The sequence below is a fragment of the Paenibacillus sp. PastF-3 genome (assembly GCF_029893135.1).
Lineage (GTDB): Bacteria > Bacillota > Bacilli > Paenibacillales > Paenibacillaceae > Paenibacillus_AQ > Paenibacillus_AQ nitricinens.
The window spans coordinates 65,370-87,486 of the sequence record NZ_JARXWM010000018.1 but is presented as its reverse complement, the minus strand read 5'-3'; the positions used below and the strand labels follow the sequence as shown (position 1 = coordinate 87,486).

Here is a 22,117-nt window from a genome sequence, read left to right as displayed (position 1 = left end):
GAACATTATAACAACAGACTAGCTACGCAAAATGGAAAGGATTGCAAGGAGCTGTAATATGCGGATTGAGAAAGTGTTGAACAACAATGTTGTTACTGTCATAGATGATCACAATGTTGAATTGGTAATCATGGGGAGAGGACTTGCCTTTAAGAAAAAGCGAGGAGACTTCTTAGAGGAAGAGAAAATTGAAAAGATATTTACTTTAAACAATCAAAAGCTTTCAGATAAGCTAAAAACGCTGCTTTCCGAGATTCCAATTGAGCATATGGAGTTATCAGAAGAGATCATCAACTTTGCCAAGCTACAACTCGGTAAAATGCTGGACGATAGTATTTATGTTAGTCTGACCGATCATATCAGTTTTGCCTTGGAGCGCTTCTCAAAAGGGCTGAAGATTAAAAACGCTATGCTTTGGGAAATTAAAAGGTTCTACAAGGAAGAATACGAGGTTGGGAAGGCTGCGCTGCAAATTATTCATTCCAAGTTCGGTGTTAGGCTACCTGAGGATGAGGCAGGACATATTGCTCTCCATCTGGTAAATGCTGAATTAAACGAAGAAATGCCCAATATGGTAAATATTACGAAGATTATGAACGACATCTTAAATATCGTGAAGCATCATTTCAGGCTAGAATATGATGAAGAATCCCTTGCCTATTACCGCTTTATTACTCATTTGAAATTTTTCGCGCAACGCCTCATTAATGGTACTCCACCGCCTGATAATGAGAATGGCTTATTTAATTTGGTGAAGGAGCAATATAAGGAAGCTTTTGCAAGTGTTGAGAAAATTAAAATCTATATCGACAAAACCTACAACCGTGAATTAACAAATGATGAAATGCTGTATCTCACCATTCACGTTGAAAGAATCACCAATCAGATCATGGAGTAGGGAGAGTCCTAACAAATCAAGGAGGCCTTGATTTGTTAGGACTTCTTTTTTAGGGGCTAGGCGCTGTATATTAAATTTTAACTTTGACTTTCGCTAAAAACACGTATAAGATAACTAGTATGATTTTCTATGATAATCATTATCAATAGATTGATAACAATTATCATAGAATCAACTTCGATCGTTAAAATACAGGGGGATAAAGAAAATGCACAAAAGGTTAATCAGTTTATTTATGATTATAGCTGTCATATTAGTGGTAGCAGGCTGTGGAAATAATTCAAAGAACAATGCGGTATCCAATACAGGAGCAGCTGACAATACGGTCTCTGATAAAACGAGCACTGAATCTACAGGCGGACCTATTGTACTAAAAGATTCTAAAGGTGAGATTACGCTGGACAAACCTGCGCAAAAGGTTGTGGTATTAGAATGGACCTTTACGGAGGATATTATTGCGCTAGGAATGCAGCCAGTAGGTAATGCCGATAACGAGAACTATAAGCTGTATGTGACTTCTGAAGCACCACTTGATGCAAATGTGACTGATGTTGGTTCCCGTGATGAGCCAGATCTGGAGACGATTGCTTCATTAAAACCTGATCTGATTATTGCCAATACGGGTGGGCACGAAGGCATTTATGATCAACTAAAAGGTATTGCGCCAACACTGATTTTCGGTCTGTATCCGAATGAAGGAGAAGGCGATCAGTACACTTTGATGGAAGAAACCTTCAAAACGATTGCAGCGGCAGTAGGCAAAACTGCAGAAGCCGATAAGGTTCTTGCTGATTTGGATACACACTATGCGGATGCAAAGGCAAAGCTGGCTGAAGTAGGTAAAGAAGGCTTGAACTATGTACTGACCCAAGCTTACAGCTATCAAAATGCAGCAACGTTGCGTCTGTTTACAGATAACTCACTTGCGGTACAAACATTGGATCGGATTGGTCTGAAGAACGACTGGAAACCGGAGAAATTCGAAGCTTACGGATTCAGTACCTCAACTGTTGAAGCGTTGCCAGCTGTTCAGGATACTAACCTGATGTATATCGTTCAGAAGGATGATAATATTTTCACGAAAGAACTGAAGGATAATTCCGTTTGGAACGGACTTAACTTTGTAAAAGAGAATCGTACTTTCGGATTGAGCAGTACTACTTGGGTGTTCGGCGGCCCGATCTCCTCTAAAGTTATCGTGGATGAAGTTGTAAATACATTAACGAAATGAGTGCATTTATGAACGGGAAGAGTAGCAAAGAGGCCTCAAGTGGAATGACCTGGCGAATCATTGGAATATTTGGGGGCGGCCTTGCCGCCCTCTTTGTTCTATCCATTCTTAGTCTAGGCTTTGGAGAAGCCAAAATCCCGGCAGCTACGGTGTTGGAGGGATTGCTGAACCGCCAGGATGTGATGGAACATAATCTGCTCTGGGATATTCGGATGCCGCGTACGGTGATTGGCCTTCTGGCTGGTGCCGCTCTGGCAGCGGCTGGAGCCTTACTGCAGACGATAACGAAGAATCCGCTCGCTTCCTCAGATACATTGGGGATTAATGCCGGTGCTTATTTTATGGTTGTTCTTGGTATGGTTACTTTCCCGGCTTTGCAGCATCAATTCCCATTCTTGCTGGCAGTTGCAGGGGGATTGTTTGCAGCTCTAGCTGCTTATTTGCTGAGTGGAGGTAAAGCGGCTACACCTGTCAGATTGGCTTTGTCAGGTATGATCGTGTCTATGGTTCTCGGAGCATTTACATCCGCCCTACATATTTTTAACAAGAACGAAACGCAAAATTTATTCTTATGGGGTTCAGGATCACTGATTCAACTAGATTGGGACGGTGTGAAGTATGCCTGGCCTTTTGTAATTACACTGCTTATAGCCGCTGTGCTCGGAGGCAGACAATTTGATGCTTTAGAGCTCGATGAGTCCACAGCCCGTTCACTTGGGCAACGTGTTGGGTTGGCACGGGGATTAGGTCTAGGCTTATCGGTATTGTTGGCTGCGGTCGTGGTCAGCGTGGTTGGTCCGATCGGATTTGTGGGTCTGGTGGCTCCACATCTGGTTCGGCTTAGCGGTATTCGAAAGCATCACCTGCTCATTCCTGCAAGTGCGCTGTGGGGAGCCCTGCTCATTACGGCAGCGGATACGCTCGCGCGGGTAGTGCGCAGCAGTGTGGGTGAAATGCCGGTTGGTGCAGTAATGGCGATTATTGGCGCGCCGTGGCTTATTTGGCTGGTGCTGACCAAGATGAAAAATATATCGGGTTCAGGTGCTGGTCAGTCATCTATGAATATAGGAGGGACAGCGCTTCGGATGCGCTTTGTTCCGGCGGTGATATTCATGAGCATACTGCTCATTGTTGTTATCCTTGTGAGTTTGTCACTTGGAGGAACCAAAATACCAATTAGCGATCTGCTAAGCAGTCTTGTCCATAGCGGTGATGGATCTTATTCCGTCCTGCTGAATTTACGACTTCCACGTACACTCGTTGCGGCTGGAGGCGGTATTGCGCTTGCCATTAGTGGTGTCTTGATTCAAAGCGCTGTCCGAAATCCGCTGGCCGACGCCTCCATTATTGGTGTGACTTCGGGTGCTGGACTAGGAGCGCTAACCGTGATGATCGCTTTTCCGGCACTGACGGTATTAGCGGTCCCTATTGCAGCAATTGCGGGTGGTGCACTGGCAGCGGCTTTTGTGTTTTTTATGGCCTGGCGCAGAGACTTGAATCCTTCTGTCCTGATTCTGCTTGGGATCGCGGTATCAGCGATCGCCTCTGCGGGAATACAGGTTATGATCGTCAAGGGCAGTTTATGGAGCAGCAGCTCTTTAATTTGGTTAACGGGTTCGACTTACGGACGAAGCTGGAATCAATTTAATAGCTTGTTTATTTTCCTGATTGTACTCATTCCATTGGCATATTATTTGGGGCGTAAATTCGATTTGCTAGCATTTGGCGATGAGAGTTCAACAGGTTTAGGACTACCCGTTCGAGGAACTCGGCTGTGGGCGATGATTATCGGTGTGATGCTTGCAGCGGGAGCCGTTGCAAGTGTAGGAACCATAGGATTCCTCGGGCTCATGGCGCCGCATGCAGTACGGATGATGATTGGACATCACACGAGACGATCCATTGTTCTGTCAGGATTACTTGGCGGAATAATGCTCGTGATTGCGGATACGCTGGGAAGAACCATTATGGCACCAAAAGAAATCCCATCGGGTCTTATTATAATGTTGATCGGAGCCCCGTATTTCTTGTTCTTGATGTATCGGTCTCAGGTTAGAAAAGTATAGATTTTACTATAAGATAAAATAGGGGGTGTTCCAAAAGCCGTAACAATGGTCATTGGGGCATCCCCTAATTCATTAGGGCTTCCTCGATCTAGATCGCCTTAAACTTCGTTTCATTCGATGAGGAGCTTACACATACGCAGTTGCGCTATCGGACACAGCCACCCCTAAATCAGCTTTATTCCGTATCTGAAGTGGGAAATGACTGCATAGCCGCTATTGGCATAAAAATTATTCAGTTTGCCCCTCTTACAAAGGAATAACGTCGCTGGAGGTCGAATTCAAGCTCCAAAGGCTAAAAACTTGCAAATAACGTCATTTGAGTCCTTAAACCTCAGCAAATGATGACAATTCATAGGTGCAGGCCACCCAACGTCTACAAAAAAACAGCGATTCTCGCATATTGAGGATTGCTGTTTTTTTTAATTGGATATTATCGATTGTGAACAATTATTTAACTATTATTCTTAATTTTGTATATTTCAGTTTGCTAGTTTATACTTAGAACCTATATTGTAGAATTTTGGAAATAGGGAGCGGGATTATGTGAGACTCTTCGACAGAAAAGGTATAAAAGACGACAGTAAAGCTACAAATAACTCTAGTGAATTAAGAATCAATATTTTTTTCTTTAGCACTTTTATTATTTTTTGTGTGATTATCCTTCGTCTTGCAGTCTTGCAATTTGTCGAAGGATCTAAGTTTACTGAAGCCGAGGCTAATAGGGATATGAAAATAGTTCCATTATCAGCAATGAGAGGGAATATCCTCGCAGCTGAAGGTGAGAAATTGGCCTATTCTACACCCGTTCAATCTTTATATCTCACTTTGCAAAAAGAATATACTGCCACAAAAACAGATAAAACGACCCAAAAAACTACATTAACTGCCGAGGCAAATCATAAATCAAACACACTGGCTAGCAAGTTAGCAGCTGCCTTCGAAACCTATGGTGATCCTAATGAGAAAAAAATTACAGCAAAAGAGATCCTTGAGGTTATGGATTTATATTCTAAAAAATCATCTGGATATATGGCACGAAGAATTAAATCAGGTTTATCCAAGAAAGAAATTGCTTATTTTTTGGAGCACAAAAACGAATATCCCAATCTTGAGGTGTTAGAGGAAAGCTCTAGGCATTATGATGCCGATACGGTGGCTGTACAAGCGGTTGGTTATGTGAAATTTTTTAAATCCTCTACTAGTTTAGATCTTTATAAGGATGTACTTCAGGCGATGAAAACTAATCAGGACCCTGGTCTTAACTATAAAGAGGATGAACTAGTAGGCTTTGATGGCTTGGAGCTGCAATACCAGAAGGAGCTTCGAGGACAGAATGGTTATAAGGAAGTTTCGGTAGATCCGCAGAATATGGCGGAAAAAATCGTCAGTGTTGAACCTCCGCTTAAAGGGAGTAATATCTGGACTACGATAAATAAAAAAATTCAGCTGAAGACCGAAGAGGCCATTAAAGAGCAGATTCAGTGGTTGCACTCGCACACCGTACAGGGGGAAACACATCCTGATGCTTTAACAGGTTACGCTGTAGCCATGGAAGTCGATACAGGTAATATTATTACGATGGCGAGTATGCCTGACTATGATACGAATGATTGGGCTACGGGTTCGATCTTACCGGAGAAGTATGAACAAATCGAAAAACATTATCAAAACGGAACGATCACTCCCTTTTCATCAGGAAGATCGGGGCATAATTTCGAATCCACGGTGCTGCTCGGCTCGACCATAAAACCATTGAGTGTACTGATTGGATTAAAAGAGGGCTTTATCAATACATCTTCTACTTACCAAGATAAAGGAATCACCTCATTTGGTAGAGAGGGACATGAGACCTTTGTAAGGAATTCATCGAATCATGTATACCACTCTTTGTATCCTTACACGGCAATTGAAAAATCCTCAAACGTATATATGGTTGATATGATTGGGAAAAAATTGTATGACAAGTACAAGTCTAAAGGTATCGATGTATGGGACACCTATATGAAGGAATTTGGTCTTGGTGTTTCAACAGGTATAGGTTTACCTAGGGAATACCTGGGCGATCTGAATTATAAGGCTGAAGCGAAAGCTGGATCTGTTCAATCTGCGCTTGTGTATGCTTCTTTTGGACAGCAGGGGCGTTATACAGTTCTTCAGTTAGCCCAATATGCGGCTACTTTAGCCAATGAAGGGCAACGAATTAAACCGCAGCTGGTAAGCAAAATCACTGATTCAGATGGGAAGGTTATCAAAGCGTTCAAACGGGAAGTGCTTGATGAAGTGACCCATTTCGATCCATCCTATTGGCGGGAAATCAAGAAAGGGATGAACAGTGACGTTAAAAGTGCCTTCGGCGATTTCCCTTATGATTTTGCCCGCAAAACAGGGACTTCACAACAAACGGATAGTAAAAAAGTTAACCGGGATAACGGAGTGTTTATAGCCTTTGCACCACGTGACAATCCAAAACTTGCTGTGGCTGTAGTCATTCCTGAGGGTGGGTTCGGATCAAATAGCGCCGCACCTGTCGCTAGGAAAATCTTTGATGCGTATGATTGGGAGTATGGATTGGACGGAATTCCGAAGAAGAATATTGTGAAAAATACGAACGAATAATCGATGGGAGAGCGCATTCCGCGCTCTCCTTTTTCTTTTTCCAAGAGGGGTTGTGATCGATTAATGGAGCTGAGTCTAGATTAAAATATTGTAACCAGTAAATCATGAAACTTTTATATAGTTAGAAGCGTCAAAGGAGTAGGTAAAAAATGTATTCGTCATTCCAGGAGGGTGAGTCTGTGAAGAAGTTATGGATTTCAATTTTAGTAGTTTTAGTAGTCTTTCCGATGATGTTTCAATCCTCTGTAAAGGCTGCTACTCCGATCAGTATTATTATTGACGGGGTTCGATTGTCTACAGATCAAGCACCAGTGATGGTGAAGGGGCGGACGATGGTGCCGTTGCGGGCTATCTTTGAAGCTTTTAATGCCACCATCAAGTGGGATCAAAAAGCACAAACTGTAACCGCAACGAAAGATGATACAACGATTATGTTAAAGATTGGCTCAAAGACCGCCACTATTAACAATAAGGCTGTAACGCTAGACGTGCCTGGTTTGAATCTGAAGGGGAGAACGATGGTCCCAACAAGGTTCGTCAGTGAAGCACTGGGCCATGAAGTGGGATGGAACCCCAAGACGCAAGTTGTAACGATAACGACTTCAGCCTCTAACGTTGGAAATGCAGGCCCAGTACCCAACGTAGTAGCGCAGGATGTGAGTGATTTCGGTGATGGTCGTGATCTTCAGGTTAGCTTCACTCGAGCGGCAAATGAGTCACTAGTGGATCAGTACCGTGTTTTGATTGTGAAATCAGGGAATATTCTCAACTTGTCGTCCGCACAAACGATAACCTCTTACAATTATTCTACTGTATTACCAACAGGTACTAATCCTTCGATTAAATTGACTTCTGCTTCGAGGACTGTTGATGGTGATTCAATTAAGAGTAATCAAGCGTATGTGGCTTATGTCTTGACGGTTGGCAAAGGAAGTAATGCCAGTACACTTTCTAGTGGATCCTCCACTATGACACTAGTGAATAAGACTGTAGCGGCAATAAATAATGTACAAGTGAATGATATAAGCGATTATGGGGATGGAAGAGATTTATCGGTCAGCTTCAATAAGCTGTCAGATGAGTCGAAGGTAAGTTCTTATCGGATATTTGTTGTCAAAGCTACTAATTATTCGAATTTTAATTTAGCCGCAGCAAATAATGTGACCAGTGCTAATTACACGTTAGTCAGCAAGACGGGAAATAATCTTACCCAAATTTTATCCTCAGGAGCCAGAGATGTGGACGGAGCTCTTGTTAAAACAGGCGTCAGCTACAGAGTGTTTGTCATGGCGATGGATAACAGTAATGCAGCTAATAATGTATTGTCTTCTGTTTCCTCAGCAATTACGCTGTCCAACATAGGGGGTTCTAACTTAACTGTCAGCGACGTTAGCAACTATAATGATGGCCGAGATTTAAGGGTGTCATTTACTCATGCGACGGACGAAACCAATATTAGCCAGTACCGGATCATGGTCGTTCCAACGTCATATTACAGTAGCTTCAGTTTAGCTGAAGCAAATAATGTATCAATTGCCAACTATACAGCGGTTAGTACAAATGGTACTTCCACCAGCCTAACATTGAGCTCTTCAGCCAGAGATGTACGTGGAGCTTTGATAAAGAATGGAGTCAGCTATAAGGTATATATCTTATCTATTGGAAGCGGAAGTAATTCAGGAGGGAATGTTCTTTCGAATGCTTCATCGGTAATTACATTAATTTATGATTCCAGTGTGAGTACAGTTTATAACCTCAGTGTCAGCGACGTTTATGATTATGGAGATGGCCGAGATTTGAGAGTGTCATTTAATCATGCTTCGGACGAAACCTATATCAGTCAGTACCGAATTATGGTAGTTCCGACGTCATATTATGGCAGTTTTGATTTATACGCAGCTAATAATGTAGTAAGTGGCAACTATACAGCTGTTAGTACAAGTGGGTCTTCTACCAATCAGGTCTTGTATTCGTCAACTAGAGATGTTCTCGGTGATCTGATAAAGAGTGGAAGTAGCTATAGAGTGTATGTATTATCTGTTGGAAATGGAAATTATAGGGATTCTAATGAGCTATCTTCCGCTTCATCTATAGTTACACTGTTTAATAATACCAGCTTGAAGGCTGTTACAAACTTAAATGTTAGCGATGATAATGACTATGGTGATGGCCGAGATTTGAAGGTGAGCTTTAATCACGCCACAGATGAAACGTACATTAACCAATACCGAATTATGGTGGTACCAACGTTTTATTACAGCAGCTTTAGCCTGTCCGATGCGAATAATGTATCCAGTTCTAACTATACAACGGTAAATACTTCAGGCAACAGCACCAGTCAAATATTAGATTCCTCCGCCAGAGATGTTCGTGGTGACGTGATAAAGGCTGGAGTGAGTTATAAAGTGTATGTGTTAACTGTGGGTAGTAATAATTATTCAGGTTCCAATGCATTGTCCTTGGAGTCTTCGACGATTACTTTGTTGGCAAACAAGACTCCAGTGGTCTCTGTAACCAATGTGACGTATAAAGAAGAAATAGGTAGCGGTAGAATCCTGATCAGTTTCGACAAATCCACCAATGAGAGCAATATTTCGGAATACCGAGTATTGGTGGTTCCGTCTAAACAAGGGTTTGGTACGGCGGATGCTCTTGCGGTGAATTCCTCTTATTATTCGTCGGTAATCCCTAACGGGACGAATCGTTCAACATTCACTGCGACAAGGGATGTTAATGGAGATTCAATTGTTAAAGGTGTCAAATATAAGGTGTATGTTCTTGCTGTAGCCAATAATAGTGGTGTACAGAATGGTGGTCTTTCAAATTCAACAGAAGAGTTTGAAATTTAGCTTCACCGCGTGAAGTACGGATTTTTAGCCTGGCCATTCATGGTCAGGCTTTTCTTTTATGTACATAATTTTCTTGAGTTTCAAGAGGACTTGATGAAGCGGTTTTTACCGTTTTCATTGTTACATTATCCTCTGAAATATATAGGGTACTAATAATCGCATTAAAAACATTTGGTTTGGCCTAATGAAAGCGCTATAATTGAAAATAATTACATTCTTAAGGAGTCTACCGATGAAAAGAGGCAGAATATTCTATAAGATTTTTGTACCTATTCTGGTGCTGGGTATTGGCCTAGTCATTAGCTTCGGCAGCTATATTTATCTAACGACTATAAATTCAGTGATTGAAAGAGTGGCAGACGGCAAGCAGAGTTTAATTACACAAATTAAAAACACCTTAGAACAGAAAATTCAAACAATCGAATACGCTTTTAATACTTACAGTACGACTAGTTCTTTTAGGGAAGTCGTTCAGAATCCAATTACGGAGCGGGATTTTGAGGCGTACCGGGATATTAACTCTCAGCTTAATTATATTGCTACGATGGGAATGGATTTCGTAGACTATTCTTTAATTAGTCTGGAGCAGAATTGGCAAATCTCCAATGGTAAGCTCTCGCATTTATCGAAAGAAGAACGTAATACTCTGTATGAGAGCTATATCGATAATCGAAGCCGGGGATTATTCTGGATTAAGACGGATAAAGGCATCCGGTTTGTAAATACCTTGCCAGTATTTTCACAAACCAAACAGGCGATTGCCTTATCTGATATCTCACTTCAAACCTTACATAACACGCTTCAAACGGAAGGAAACACCCCGGTATATATTCTTAACCGGGAGGGAGAGCTTTTATATGAGTCCGAAACGGGGAAATCCTTACTATCAAGTAGGCAATTAGGACATATCACGTATGTTGCTGGCAGCGGAGGTACTAATGGAGCGATTGCTCTGGAGAGGGCCGACCACCAATCGATGAAGGCGATTTACGCTAAATCTCCCTACAATAATTGGGTTTATGTAACCTTGTTGGATCAACGCGAAATCTCCGATGCCTTAAAGACAACAAGATACGGGATTGTAATGATGGTACTACTAATCACACTGTTGATCGTGATCATCGCTTACGTGATCTCATTGTATTTCACCAAGCCCTTCCGGCAGATTCAACGTATTTTGCCAGTCAACTCTCAGCTGGAGCCTAAAAATGAGGTGGATTGGATTATCAGCTCTATCGATACGATTTTATCGGAGAAGGAAAGTCTTGAGAGTCTCATTGAATCTGAAATGCCTCAGCTGGAAACCCAGTTTATTCTCAATTTATTCCGTAACCGGATATCACCTGAGGAGCTCAAGCAGGGTATGCAACGCTTCGGTCATAAGCTATCAGAGGATTCTGTGTACGCCACCTTATTGATTCAACTGGATAACTATGGTGAACGTCAGGCGATTGATAAAGATCTTTTACTTGTTGCGGTTAACAAGCTGGTAGAAGAAAGGATTCCGCAGGAGGATCGGATGATCCCTATTCTATTAAACGACCGCACGCAAGCGACCATCTTGATCTTTGAGGGAACGAATGAACAGGAGAACAGGAGGCAAGTATTAGAATATGCTAAGACGATAATTCGAACAGCTAGAGAGGTCTTAAAACTATCTGTCAGCGTCGGAATTAGCAATTTCTACGATGATTTATTATTAAGCAAGGAAGCTTGTGAGATGAGTAAGCAGGCGCTACATCATCGGTTAAATCTGGGGAAAGAGTCAATTATTTTCTACGAGGATATATCGAGAGTGATCTCAGGCCCTGTTCTCCTTTATTATCCGTCTGAGTTAGAGTCACAGCTATTTGATGCGATTCGGATTGGGGATGAAGAACAAGTCTCACGTTCTCTGTACCCACTGCTGGGAGAAATGATGAAGCATAGCAAGAATCCTCTGAATTTCGAAGTCACATTAATTCGTTTCGTAAACAATCTGATACAGCTAGAGCAGCTGCTAGGTGTTGAGGTTCTGTTGACGGAGGATAATTATACGTTGTACCACCGATTATTAGACATCCGTAACCCGGAAGAAATTGAACGTATCCTGGTGAAGGAAGTTATCCATCCGATGGTCTCAAGCGTAAAGGAGAAAACCGACCGTCAGTTCCGCCTCTTGTCTGATAAAATTGCAGTGATTGTCCGTTCTGAGTTCGATCAGGATCTGTCCCTGGAATTAATCGGAGATCGCCTTCATTATAGTCCTAACTATTTAAGCAGTATTTTCAAAAAGGAATACGGCATGACGTTTAGCGAGTATGTGATGAACTATCGATTAGAAATGGCTAAAAAGTGGCTGGTGGAGACCGATATGACCATTAAAGAGATCGCCGAACGATTGCAATACCATAATTCTCAGAACTTTATTCGATCCTTCCGTAAAAAAGAACATGTAACCCCTGGCGCTTACCGCAACCTGAAACAGGACAAGTAATTGATTAAATCACAAAAACAGCCAGCCTCCAGATTATGGGAGCTGGCTGTTTCGCATCTTATGGAAGCTTAGCCTTTAACAGAACCGAGCAAAGCTCCTTTTGTGAAATGCTTCTGTACAAAAGGATAAGCAATCAACATTGGAACGGTAGCGACTACGATTACCGCCATTTTGATAGTTTGTGCAGGCGGGAGAATATCGACCGAAGCATTATCACCCTGCATACCACTAGAGACGATTACGATCTGACGCAGAAGCACTTGAATTGGCCATTTCGTAGAATCTGTCATATATAAAACTGCACTCATATAAGTGTTCCAGTAAGCTACCCCGTAGAATAGGGAGAGCGTCGCGATAGAGGGCAGCGCTAGTGGAAGCATGATTTTGAACAGAACACCAAAATCATTGGATCCGTCAATCTTGGCGGATTCCTCGAGTCCTTCCGGCAGAGCCTGAAAGAAGTTGCGCATAATGATCAGGTTAAAGGCATTGATCGCAACCGGCATAATCATGGACCAGTAGGAGTCGATGAGCCCGAAATATTTGACCACGAGAAAAGTGGGAATCATCCCCCCGCTGAACAGCATGGAGAACACGACTACAAAATTGATAAAATCTCTTCCATATAGATACTTTCTAGATAACCCATAGGCCATTAAAGCAGTAAGAATCATACTTACAACAGTCCCTGCTAAGGTTACACCGATGGATACACCTAACCCTTTAAAAATCGTGGGCGTTGACAGTATATAACGGTAAGCATCCAGAGAGAAGGTTGTTGGGAACAGGATAAACCTCTTCTCTACCACTTCCTGCGTTGAAGCAAAAGAGCTGGCAAACACATTGACAAAGGGTAAAAGACAGATGAGGGCAATGAGCGAAAGTAGTGTGGTATTTACAATTGTAAACAGCCGGCTGCCCAAAGTTAATTTTTTAAAAGATGGTTGCGTCATGCAGTTATCCTCCTTGTAATCGTTTCAATGAAACTTTATCAGGGGTCTGTTATTCCGTATATAATCATTAGCTTGGGCTTTGTTCTGGGCGTGAAAAGCGTGCGGAATTGCAGATGATCCTTATGTATTGTAGTAATCACTATAAGAGGTGGAGGAACGAAAAAGCCTATAACCATGCGGATTTCGTAGTATCAGTATCTGAAGATTATATACGTAATGGACGAATGATCGTAATCTGAGAATCGTAAGGAAACGCGATCAAGGAGGCCGATCAGGTGAAAGAGGCAAACGTCACCATGCTGAACATGAAAGTCAAACCAGTGAGGAAAAAGCGAACAGGGCATAGCTGGCTGAGTTTAAAAAGAAACAAATTATTGTATCTGATGATACTGCCGGGGTTTCTATATTTTGTTATTTTTAAGTACCTGCCTATGGGCGGTCTTATTATTGCCTTTCAGGATTATCAGCCGTTTCTGGGCATAGCAGATAGCCCCTGGGTTGGGCTTAAGCATTTCGTCCGATTGTTTACCGAACCAACCTTCTTTATGCTATTGAGTAATACGTTAATCTTATTTGCCTTAAACATTGTTATCTTTTTTCCGCTCCCGATTATACTGGCGTTGATGCTCAATGAGGTTCAACACAAGCTGTTCAAAAACACCATTCAAACGATTATTTATATCCCCCATTTCATGTCATGGGTGATCATCGTCTCCATTTCCTATGTATTTATGAACGTGGATGGAGGGGTGCTGAATGAGATGATGGCCGCGCTCGGGATGCAAAAAATCAGCTTCCTGACTTCTCCAGAGTGGCTGCGTACTGTGTACATTGGACAGATCATCTGGAAAGAGATTGGCTGGTCGACGATTATATATCTGGCAGCCATTACTGTAGTAGATACCCAGTTATATGAAGCAGCTGAAATGGATGGAGCAAGCAGATTGCGCAAAACATGGCATATCACCTTGCCAGCGATTCGACCCATTATTATCACCTTACTTATTTTGAAGATTGGTCATACGCTGGATCTAGGCTTTGAACATATGTACTTACTGATTAATTCATTGAACCGCGAGGTTGGAGAGATTTTTGATACCTACATTTATACCGCGGGCCTAAAGAACGGCCAGTTGAGTTTCAGTACCACCGTAGGTTTATTTAAAGGTGTGGTTGGCTTGGTTCTCGTGATTCTGTCGAACAAGTTGGCTAAGAAAATCGGAGAAGATGGTGTTTACTAACTTGTACAGGACTCTAATTCATGCTTCTGTCTTTTAGGCAGAGGTGGAAGATAAAACAACAAATACATTTAAAAAAGGGGTAATGTTGATGAATCGCAATTACAAGAAACTTGCAGCCTTAATGCTGTGTAGCGGGCTGTTACTCACTGCATGCGGAGGAGGCAATAACGCGAAGGAGTCAAATTCTTCAAATGGGGGAACGAATTCAGCGGCTAAGACGACAGCGACACCAGCTGATGTTTTAGAGTCTAAAGCAAAGATTAGCTGGCTGAACATCCTGCAGACTCCGACTCCACCTACAAATACTGTTCTGGACAAAATAGAAGAAGCTACGAATACAGAGATTGAATTCTCATGGATACCCGATGCTTCCAAAGAAGAACGGATTAATACATCGCTAGCCTCCAATTCCTTGGCGGATATCGTTACCCTGACTATCCTTGATAATTCCTCGGTACGTAACGCTTTAAAGGCGGGGATGTTCTGGGAAGTAAGTCCTTATCTGGATGAGTTCCCGAATCTGGCAAAGATTTCACAAGACACACGTACCTCGGCCTCCATTGGCGGTAAATTGTATGGGGTTCCCTTCCAAAAGCCGTTGGCGAGAAATGGTGTGGTCATTCGTAAGGATTGGCTGGATAAGCTGGGATTGCAGGTGCCAAAAACAACCGATGAATTGATGGAAATTGCGAAAGCGTTTACCGAGAAGGATCCTGACGGAAATGGCAAGAAGGACACTACAGGGTTTATGGATCGTAGCGATCTTATTTATGGAGCCTTCAAGACCCTGGGTTCCTACTTTGGAACACCAAATATATGGAGTGTAGACGACACAGGGAAAATGACACCTGAATTTGACACAGATTCCTATATTAAAACCATGGATTATATGAAAGCACTCTATGATGGCGGCTATATTAATCAGGATTTCGCTGTGACAGCTAAAACAGATCAGCAGCAGAATTTTGCACAGGGGAAGGCCGGAATTTATGTTGGAGCTCTGTTTGATAGCAAGAACCTGTTGAATTTGGCTAAAGGCATTCAGGATAATATGGATTTAGTCATGGTTAACAATATCACCTCCACAGGCAATGAAGCAGATCGCGCAATTTGGTCCGCTAACAACGGAATCGGTGGACTGCTGTCTTTCCCAAAATCCGAGGTCAAGGATGAAAATGAGCTTAGACGGATATTGAAATTTATTAATGATCTCATGAATGAAGAGGTCTACGCTTTGATGACCTATGGAATTCAGGATGTTCATTACACCATCGATGCGGATCAGGCCGTTACCATTAAAGATACAAATCTGTGGAAACAGGAGGTTCAGCCATTTGCAGGCTCCCGTCCTTTAGAGTTGGGATTCACTATTCATGATGCTGATCCGCTCAAAGTAGAAGCCGAGAAGCTGATCAAGGAGAATGCCGATTATGCTGTACTGAATCCTGCTTACTCGCTGGAGTCGGAGACGTTCTCAACCCAAGGTTCTGAACTGCAGAAGATTGTGACAGATGCTACTTATAAATATATTCTTGGCAAAATCAATGTGGAGGAGTATAAGGCTGAGATTGAGAAGTGGAAGAAATCCGGAGGCAGTAAGGTGATTTCTGAATATGAGGCTGCTTATAAAGGGTAAACCCTTAATTAATACAGACTACAGGATAAGAAAATAGTGAATGGGTCCTAAACGAAAGTGAAACGTTTAGGACCATATTTATTCAAACAGGAGGAAGAAATGGCCGACAACATTGCAGTTAGAAGTACCAGCTGGGGTATCCGTATGGCTGATTCAATCATGGAACGAACACCAAGACTATATAACGATAAAGGATATCATGGAAAGTGGTCATATGATTATGGCGTCATTTTGAAGGGCTTTGAGCTACTATGGAGACAGACGGGAGAGCCTAAATATTATCAATATATCAAAGATAATATGGATTATTTTATAGAAGAGGATGGCTCAGTGAAGGGTTACCACTTGGATGAACACAACATTGATCATCTAAATAACGGAAAGCTACTGTTTCTTCTCCATAAAGAAACGGGGCAGGAGAAATATAAAAAGGCTGCAGATTTGTTAAGGAAGCAGATAACAACGCATCCTCGAACCTCGGAAGGTGCGTTTTGGCATAAGAATATTTATCCGTATCAGATTTGGCTAGACGGCTTGTACATGGGCGCGCCCTTCTATCTGGAGTATTTACTAGAATATGAAAGCGGAAAGGGTCTGGATGATGTGACCCGGCAATTTATTCTGTGTGAGCGTCATACCAAGGATGCAGAGACAGGTCTTATGTTCCACGCCTGGGATGAAAAGCGGGTACAGCCATGGTGCGATCCCGAAACGGGATTGTCTCCCAATTTCTGGGGGCGCTCGTTAGGCTGGTATGTCATGGCGCTGGTGGATGCACTTGCTTTACTCCCTGCGGAACATGCGGATTACGATGAGTTAGTGCGTATTCTTACCGATACGTTGACATCCCTTCGTAAGGTTCAGGATGCTGATTCCGGAGTTTGGTACCAGGTAGTAAACATGGGCGATCGTAAGGGCAATTATCTGGAGGCTTCAGCTTCTAGCATGATTACCTATGCTTTGGCTAAGGGCATACGGCTCGGTGTACTGAATGCCAGCTGGTTCGAAATGCTTGACCATGCCTATCAGGGTCTTCTGACGGAATTTGTAATGGAAACGAGGCATGGCTGGGTCAACTTGAACAAGAATTGCCAAGTCGCAGGACTTGGAGGAGATGATCGAAGAGATGGTACGTATGCCTACTACATCAGTGAACCTATCATTACCAATGATCAAAAAGGGCTTGGCGCATTTCTTCTGGCTTGTGGTGAGTACGAATATTTGCAGCGTCCTGCCGTGATGAAAGGGAGCGAGTGAAGCTTATGACTTTCTACAATATAGTACATTATGGAGCACACTCTAATAGTACGGAGTCTTCGACGGAAGCTATTGCTAGCGCGATTCAGGCAGCAAGCGAAGCTGGAGGAGGAATAGTTTATGTTCCTTCTGGCACTTATCATACCGGTGCAATCTTTATGAAGAGCAACATTGAGCTACAGCTTAGCCATGGAGCCGTACTTCAATTCAGCTCTGATCCGAACGATTATCCCGTGATGGAGTCTCGCTGGGAGGGAGTAAAGCAGAAAGTTCATGCTTCTTGTATTTTTGGGATCAATCTAGAAAACGTATCGGTTACGGGTGCAGGCAAGCTGGATGGAGGGGGAGCATCTTGGTGGGATAAGATACGTAATTCCCCCGAGTCGCTGATCTTTCCTCGCCCGAAGCTTATCAGCTTCGATAACTGCCGTAGAGTAACACTTAGAGATCTGACACTTGTGAACTCCCCTAGCTGGACTGTGAATCCTATCTGTTGCCAAGATGTTACGATAGATAATCTGTCGATTTTTAACCCGGCGGATTCGCCCAATACGGATGGCATTGACCCAGAATCCTGCGTGAATGTCCGGATCAGCAACTGCAATATTGATGTAGGTGATGACTGCATTGCCATTAAAGCGGGAACAGAGGAAACGAAGGAGCGAATCGCCTGCGAAAATATTACGATTACGAACTGCACGATGATCCATGGACATGGCGGGGTTGTATTGGGAAGTGAAATGAGCGGGGATATCCGTAATATCGTTATTAGCAACTGTGTATTCAAACAGACGGATCGCGGTATTCGGCTGAAATCTAGACGTGGACGCGGAGGTGTTGTCGAAGATATCCGTGTTAGTAATATCGTGATGGATGACGTGATTTGTCCGTTTATCCTTAATCTTTATTATTATTGTGGTTCTCGTGGGAAGGACAAATATGTGTGGGACAAAAATCCTTATCCGATTACCGAGGAAACGCCTTGCTTCAGACGTATTCACTTTGCCAACATTACTGCTCGGAACGTTCATGCTGCTGCTGGTTTTCTATACGGTCTAGCAGAGCAGTATATTTCGGAGATTACCTTCTCAGATATTGATATATCGATGGCAGAAGACGCGATTCCTGGTCGTCCGGCAATGATGTCTGGGATTCAGGATATGAGTAATCGTGGGTTCTATCTTGGCAACGTAAAAGACATCCGCTTCCGCCAAGTAACGATTGAGAATCATGAGGGACCTGCTTTTTATATTGAAAATGGAGAGGCGATTGACATTAGCGGCTGCCAGTCTAAAAACACTCGTAAAGTGGAGGAGTTAGTCCAACAGGTGACCGTCGCTCCTTCACAGGAAGATTTGAGCGGGCGGGAAGACTGATGCTAGAACAGGATAAACTTACAGCTCTGCTTGGCGATCTTCCAGAGAACAGGCCGATTTCTGTGCAGCTGTTATGTGTAGAGGAAAGGGACGGCTATCGGCTAGAGACGCTTTTGCTGGATTTGAATGGTATAGAGAAGGTTCCGGCATATGTTGCACTTCCGCTTGAACAGCAGGGTCCTTTTCCACTCGTTATCTTCAACCATTCCCATGGAGGGAATTATGAGAATGGACGGAATGAATTCATTTGCAGCAGTCCTTATCTGCAGCAGCCTTCTTTTGCAAAGACGCTTACGGGTATGGGATATGCTGCTTGCTGCATCGATGTGTGGTGCTTTGGTGAACGGCGGGGCAAAACTGAAAGTGAGCTAGTGAAGGAAATGCTCTGGCAGGGTCAGGTCTTATGGGGAATGATGCTGCATGACTGCCGACGTCTGCTTGACTATATGTCTGAACGGCCTGATATAAACGCCTCACGGGTGGCGACGATTGGAATGTCTATGGGTGGGCTGATGTCTTGGTGGCTGGCTGCGCTGGACGAACGAATTAAGGTAACCGTTGATATATGCGGACAGGTAGATGCTCATACCCTAATCGCCAAAAGAGGACTGGACCATCATGGGTTCTATTCTTATGTTCCAGGACTGCTGAAGCATTATACCACACTTGATATTCAGTCGAGAATTGCCCCTCGTCCTCGTATGAGTCTGACGGGTCGCAATGACCGGATGTGTCCGCTCGAAGGGGTAGAGCTTTTAGCCTCAGGCCTACATGAGAAGTACCGAATGGCAGGGAGTCCAGAGAACTGGAAACCAATGATATCCGGTAGCGGACATATGGAAACCCTTGAAATGCGGGTAGCTTGGAAATCGTTTATGACCAAGCATTTATAGGATGAGAGGGATGCTCTTTGCTGGTGGGGAAAGAAGATTTTTGCGATTATCATACCCTTCAAGAGGCTGTTGATGCTCTTGAAGAGCAGTTTCCAATGCAGCCTGAAACCTTATATATCTTGTCAGGCCTCTATGAAGAAGAGGTGCGAATTTACCGTTCGGACCTAACCCTTATTGGAATAGGGGCGGTTGAGATTCGGATGAACCGTTATGCCAAAGAAAGGGACGAATACGGAGAAGAAATCGGCACGTTCGCTACTCCTACTCTATTTCTGGGCGGGCGTAGGCTGACACTGGAGAATCTGGTCATCTCGAATACGGCTGGACAGGGAGATACCGTCGGGCAAGCAATTGCCGTATATGCTCACTGTGATGAAGCGGTTTTTCGTTACTGTACCTTTGAGGGGTATCAGGACACTTTGTTTACGGGGCCGTTACCGTCTGCTTCGAAGAAGGGGGGAGGATTCGGTGGTGTCCCCTTGAGAGAACATCATGCCCACTATCGTCAGATGTACCAGCACTGCCGAATTGAAGGGACCGTGGATTACATTTTTGGTGGCGCGACAGCATGGTTTGATCATTGTGAGTTGCACAGTTTGCAACGTTCTAATGGCGAGCCGGGTTATATTACCGCAGCTTCCACACCAAAAAAATCTGAGTACGGTTATATTTTCAATGAATGTGTATTGACTGCATCAGACAATGTAAGGGATGTCTATTTAGGCCGTCCATGGCGGGAGCATGCCGCTACCGAGTATGTGAATTGTCTGATGGGGAGTCATATTCATCCTGAGGGATGGAACGACTGGGGAAATGCAGCGAATCGTAGAACGGCCCGCTATCGAGAACACGGGATCCGGAATGCCAACAGCTTGAAGCGTCAGCGAGTGGAATGGGTGCAATATTATGAAGCGGAAGACGAGATGCCAAGTGCGAATGTAGTTTTCAAAGGAAATAATTTTTGGAATTCGGAAGGAGCACAACAATGATTACAGACAATATTCAAACCGCAGTTATCCGCAATCCGGTATTAAGAGGGTTTAATCCAGATCCATGTATCGTAAGAGCAGGGGAAACTTATTATATCGTCGTCTCCTCGTTTGGCTGGTTGCCTGGTGTGCGTGTGTATCAATCAACTGATTTGGTGGAATGGGAGCATTGTACAGATGTTCTAACCCATCAGGTAAATCTGCGTGGCAATCCAAACAACTGTAGTATTTGGGCACCACAGCTTAGTTATAATGACGGCTTGTTCTATCTGATCTATACCGACGTGAAAAGTACCAAAAGGCCCTTTAAAGATTGCCACAACTTTCTGATGACTGCGAAGTCAATCGAGGGTCCATGGTCTGAGCCGATTTATCTGAACAGCAGCGGGTTTGATCCTTCTCTGTATCATGATGAGGATGGGCGAAAATGGCTGCTGAATGAGCTGTGGGATTACCGCATCACAGAAGGCAATAAGTCCTGCGGTATTGTGATTCAGGAATACGATCCTGAGCAGCGTCAATTAAGGGGAGAGTCCGTTAAGATCTTTGATTGTACATCGCTCAAGAAGACGGAAGCACCACATATTTACAAGCGGGAAGGCTATTACTATTTAATTACGGCGGAAGGGGGCACCGGATCAGGGCACGCGGTAACCGTGGCGCGATCTAAAGCGCTACTCGGACCGTATGAGGTCGATCCGCTCAATCCGATGTTAACCTCTCGGAATAATCCTGAACTTCCGCTTCAATGCGCAGGCCATGGAAGTCTAGTTGAGACACCTGATGGGGAGTGGTACATGGCTCATTTGTGCACCCGTCCACTGGAAGGTCAGTTCGCCATTCTGGGGAGAGAGACAGCTATTCAGCAGGTGTATTGGAATGAGGACGGCTGGCTAAGACTAACCTCTGGCGGAAATACACCGCTACTAGAGGTGCCTGCACCTAAAGGGACGCAAGCACGCAAACAAGCGCAGATAATTGCGTTTGAAGATGACTTTAACGGTCCAGAGCTGAAGAAAAACTGGAATACATTACGAATTCCTAGGAATGAAAGCTGGTGTTCTCTAGCTGAAAGACCGGGATGGCTAAGGATCAGGGCTGGGGAATCGGTACAAAGTCTATTTGAGCATCATATTCTGGCTATTCGTCAGACCGATAAGAGTTTCCGTGCAGAAACAGCGCTTGAATATGAACCGTCTAGCTATCTTCAGATGGCGGGGCTGCTCCTATACTTAAATGAAGATAACTATCTGTATGCGTACATCAGTCATGAAGAAGGGCTTGGAAAGGTCTTGCGGTTAATGCGTTGTGAGAGGGATGAGTTCACTGCCGAACCTGTAAGGATTGGACTGAAAGCGGGAGAAGCACTTCGAATCGCAGTTGAGGTGAAGGAAGTAACGGGTCAATTTATGTATCAAACCAGTGAGGATACGGAGTGGAAGCTGCTTGGCGATCCACACAATATCAGCTTCTTATCGGGTGGTTTCACTGGAAATTTTGTTGGGATTGCAGCGCATGATATGCAGCAGTCTGGTGGCAGCAGTGCTGATTTTGCTCATTTCCATTATCAGGGCAAGGAATAAACACGGCTTCACTAAGGAAGGGGTTCTGCTTCAAATGGATCAGGCCCCTTTCC

The 22,117-nt window shown here is 43.6% G+C and carries 14 protein-coding genes; 13 read left to right on the top strand and 1 reads right to left on the bottom strand.

The window, feature by feature from the left end:
* Window positions 1–58: 58 nt before the first annotated feature.
* The 6 genes from licT to M2444_RS26795 all read left to right on the top strand — a co-directional run bounded on the left by licT (window position 59) and on the right by M2444_RS26795 (window position 12,136).
* Window positions 59–898, top strand: a complete 840-nt coding sequence (licT, locus tag M2444_RS26820; RefSeq protein WP_280788500.1) for a BglG family transcription antiterminator LicT — start codon at window positions 59–61, stop codon at window positions 896–898.
* 208 nt (window positions 899–1,106) lie between these two features.
* Window positions 1,107–2,129 (top strand): ABC transporter substrate-binding protein, encoded by a 1,023-nt coding sequence (locus M2444_RS26815; protein ID WP_094871834.1) that lies wholly within the window; start codon window positions 1,107–1,109, stop codon window positions 2,127–2,129.
* Window positions 2,130–2,137: 8 nt separating this feature from the next.
* Window positions 2,138–4,195 (top strand): iron ABC transporter permease, encoded by a 2,058-nt coding sequence (locus M2444_RS26810; RefSeq protein WP_094871856.1) that lies wholly within the window; start codon window positions 2,138–2,140, stop codon window positions 4,193–4,195.
* Between the two features lie 543 nt (window positions 4,196–4,738).
* Window positions 4,739–6,811, top strand: a complete 2,073-nt coding sequence (locus M2444_RS26805) for a peptidoglycan D,D-transpeptidase FtsI family protein (RefSeq protein WP_280788499.1) — start codon at window positions 4,739–4,741, stop codon at window positions 6,809–6,811.
* A gap of 179 nt (window positions 6,812–6,990) precedes the next feature.
* Complete coding sequence (locus M2444_RS26800; protein ID WP_280788498.1) at window positions 6,991–9,660, top strand: stalk domain-containing protein; 2,670 nt, start codon at window positions 6,991–6,993, stop codon at window positions 9,658–9,660.
* A gap of 232 nt (window positions 9,661–9,892) precedes the next feature.
* On the top strand, window positions 9,893–12,136 hold the full coding sequence (locus M2444_RS26795) for a helix-turn-helix domain-containing protein (protein WP_094877112.1): 2,244 nt from the start codon (window positions 9,893–9,895) through the stop codon (window positions 12,134–12,136).
* A gap of 68 nt (window positions 12,137–12,204) precedes the next feature.
* Here M2444_RS26795 and M2444_RS26790 read toward each other — a convergent pair whose 3' ends face one another.
* Window positions 12,205–13,089, bottom strand: a complete 885-nt coding sequence (locus tag M2444_RS26790; protein WP_094871828.1) for a carbohydrate ABC transporter permease — start codon at window positions 13,087–13,089, stop codon at window positions 12,205–12,207.
* A 305-nt stretch (window positions 13,090–13,394) separates the two neighbouring features.
* Between M2444_RS26790 and M2444_RS26785 the strand changes: the two genes are divergently transcribed.
* From M2444_RS26785 to M2444_RS26755, 7 genes are all read left to right on the top strand, one after another.
* Complete coding sequence (locus M2444_RS26785; RefSeq protein ID WP_373455834.1) at window positions 13,395–14,330, top strand: ABC transporter permease; 936 nt, start codon at window positions 13,395–13,397, stop codon at window positions 14,328–14,330.
* Between the two features lie 88 nt (window positions 14,331–14,418).
* Window positions 14,419–15,966 carry an extracellular solute-binding protein gene (locus tag M2444_RS26780; RefSeq protein ID WP_094877111.1) on the top strand — a complete coding sequence of 516 codons (1,548 nt, stop codon included), beginning with the start codon at window positions 14,419–14,421 and terminating at the stop codon, window positions 15,964–15,966.
* Between the two features lie 99 nt (window positions 15,967–16,065).
* Window positions 16,066–17,223, top strand: a complete 1,158-nt coding sequence (locus tag M2444_RS26775) for a glycoside hydrolase family 88/105 protein (RefSeq protein WP_280788496.1) — start codon at window positions 16,066–16,068, stop codon at window positions 17,221–17,223.
* Between the two features lie 5 nt (window positions 17,224–17,228).
* Entirely contained in the window at window positions 17,229–18,599 is a 1,371-nt protein-coding gene (locus M2444_RS26770) for a glycoside hydrolase family 28 protein (protein WP_280788495.1), read from the top strand.
* Window positions 18,599–19,492, top strand: a complete 894-nt coding sequence (locus M2444_RS26765; protein WP_094871822.1) for a dienelactone hydrolase family protein — start codon at window positions 18,599–18,601, stop codon at window positions 19,490–19,492. The genes M2444_RS26770 and M2444_RS26765 overlap by 1 nt, the downstream gene beginning before the upstream one ends.
* Window positions 19,493–19,509: 17 nt before the next feature.
* On the top strand, window positions 19,510–20,481 hold the full coding sequence (locus tag M2444_RS26760) for a pectinesterase family protein (RefSeq protein ID WP_280788494.1): 972 nt from the start codon (window positions 19,510–19,512) through the stop codon (window positions 20,479–20,481).
* Entirely contained in the window at window positions 20,478–22,064 is a 1,587-nt protein-coding gene (locus M2444_RS26755; protein WP_280788493.1) for a glycoside hydrolase family 43 protein, read from the top strand. The genes M2444_RS26760 and M2444_RS26755 overlap by 4 nt, the downstream gene beginning before the upstream one ends.
* Window positions 22,065–22,117 lie beyond the last annotated feature (53 nt).

What these genes read in the sequence shown, in the direction of transcription:
- licT (WP_280788500.1), top strand. Translation starts at nt 59, where the DNA reads ATGCGGATTGAGAAAGTGTTGAACAACAATGTTGTTACTGTCATAGAT.
- M2444_RS26815 (WP_094871834.1), top strand. Translation starts at nt 1,107, where the DNA reads ATGCACAAAAGGTTAATCAGTTTATTTATGATTATAGCTGTCATATTA.
- M2444_RS26810 (WP_094871856.1), top strand. Translation starts at nt 2,138, where the DNA reads ATGAACGGGAAGAGTAGCAAAGAGGCCTCAAGTGGAATGACCTGGCGA.
- M2444_RS26795 (WP_094877112.1), top strand. Translation starts at nt 9,893, where the DNA reads ATGAAAAGAGGCAGAATATTCTATAAGATTTTTGTACCTATTCTGGTG.
- M2444_RS26790 (WP_094871828.1), bottom strand. Translation starts at nt 13,089, where the DNA reads ATGACGCAACCATCTTTTAAAAAATTAACTTTGGGCAGCCGGCTGTTT.
- M2444_RS26785 (WP_373455834.1), top strand. Translation starts at nt 13,395, where the DNA reads ATGAAAGTCAAACCAGTGAGGAAAAAGCGAACAGGGCATAGCTGGCTG.
- M2444_RS26780 (WP_094877111.1), top strand. Translation starts at nt 14,419, where the DNA reads ATGAATCGCAATTACAAGAAACTTGCAGCCTTAATGCTGTGTAGCGGG.
- M2444_RS26775 (WP_280788496.1), top strand. Translation starts at nt 16,066, where the DNA reads ATGGCCGACAACATTGCAGTTAGAAGTACCAGCTGGGGTATCCGTATG.
- M2444_RS26770 (WP_280788495.1), top strand. Translation starts at nt 17,229, where the DNA reads ATGACTTTCTACAATATAGTACATTATGGAGCACACTCTAATAGTACG.
- M2444_RS26765 (WP_094871822.1), top strand. Translation starts at nt 18,599, where the DNA reads ATGCTAGAACAGGATAAACTTACAGCTCTGCTTGGCGATCTTCCAGAG.
- M2444_RS26755 (WP_280788493.1), top strand. Translation starts at nt 20,478, where the DNA reads ATGATTACAGACAATATTCAAACCGCAGTTATCCGCAATCCGGTATTA.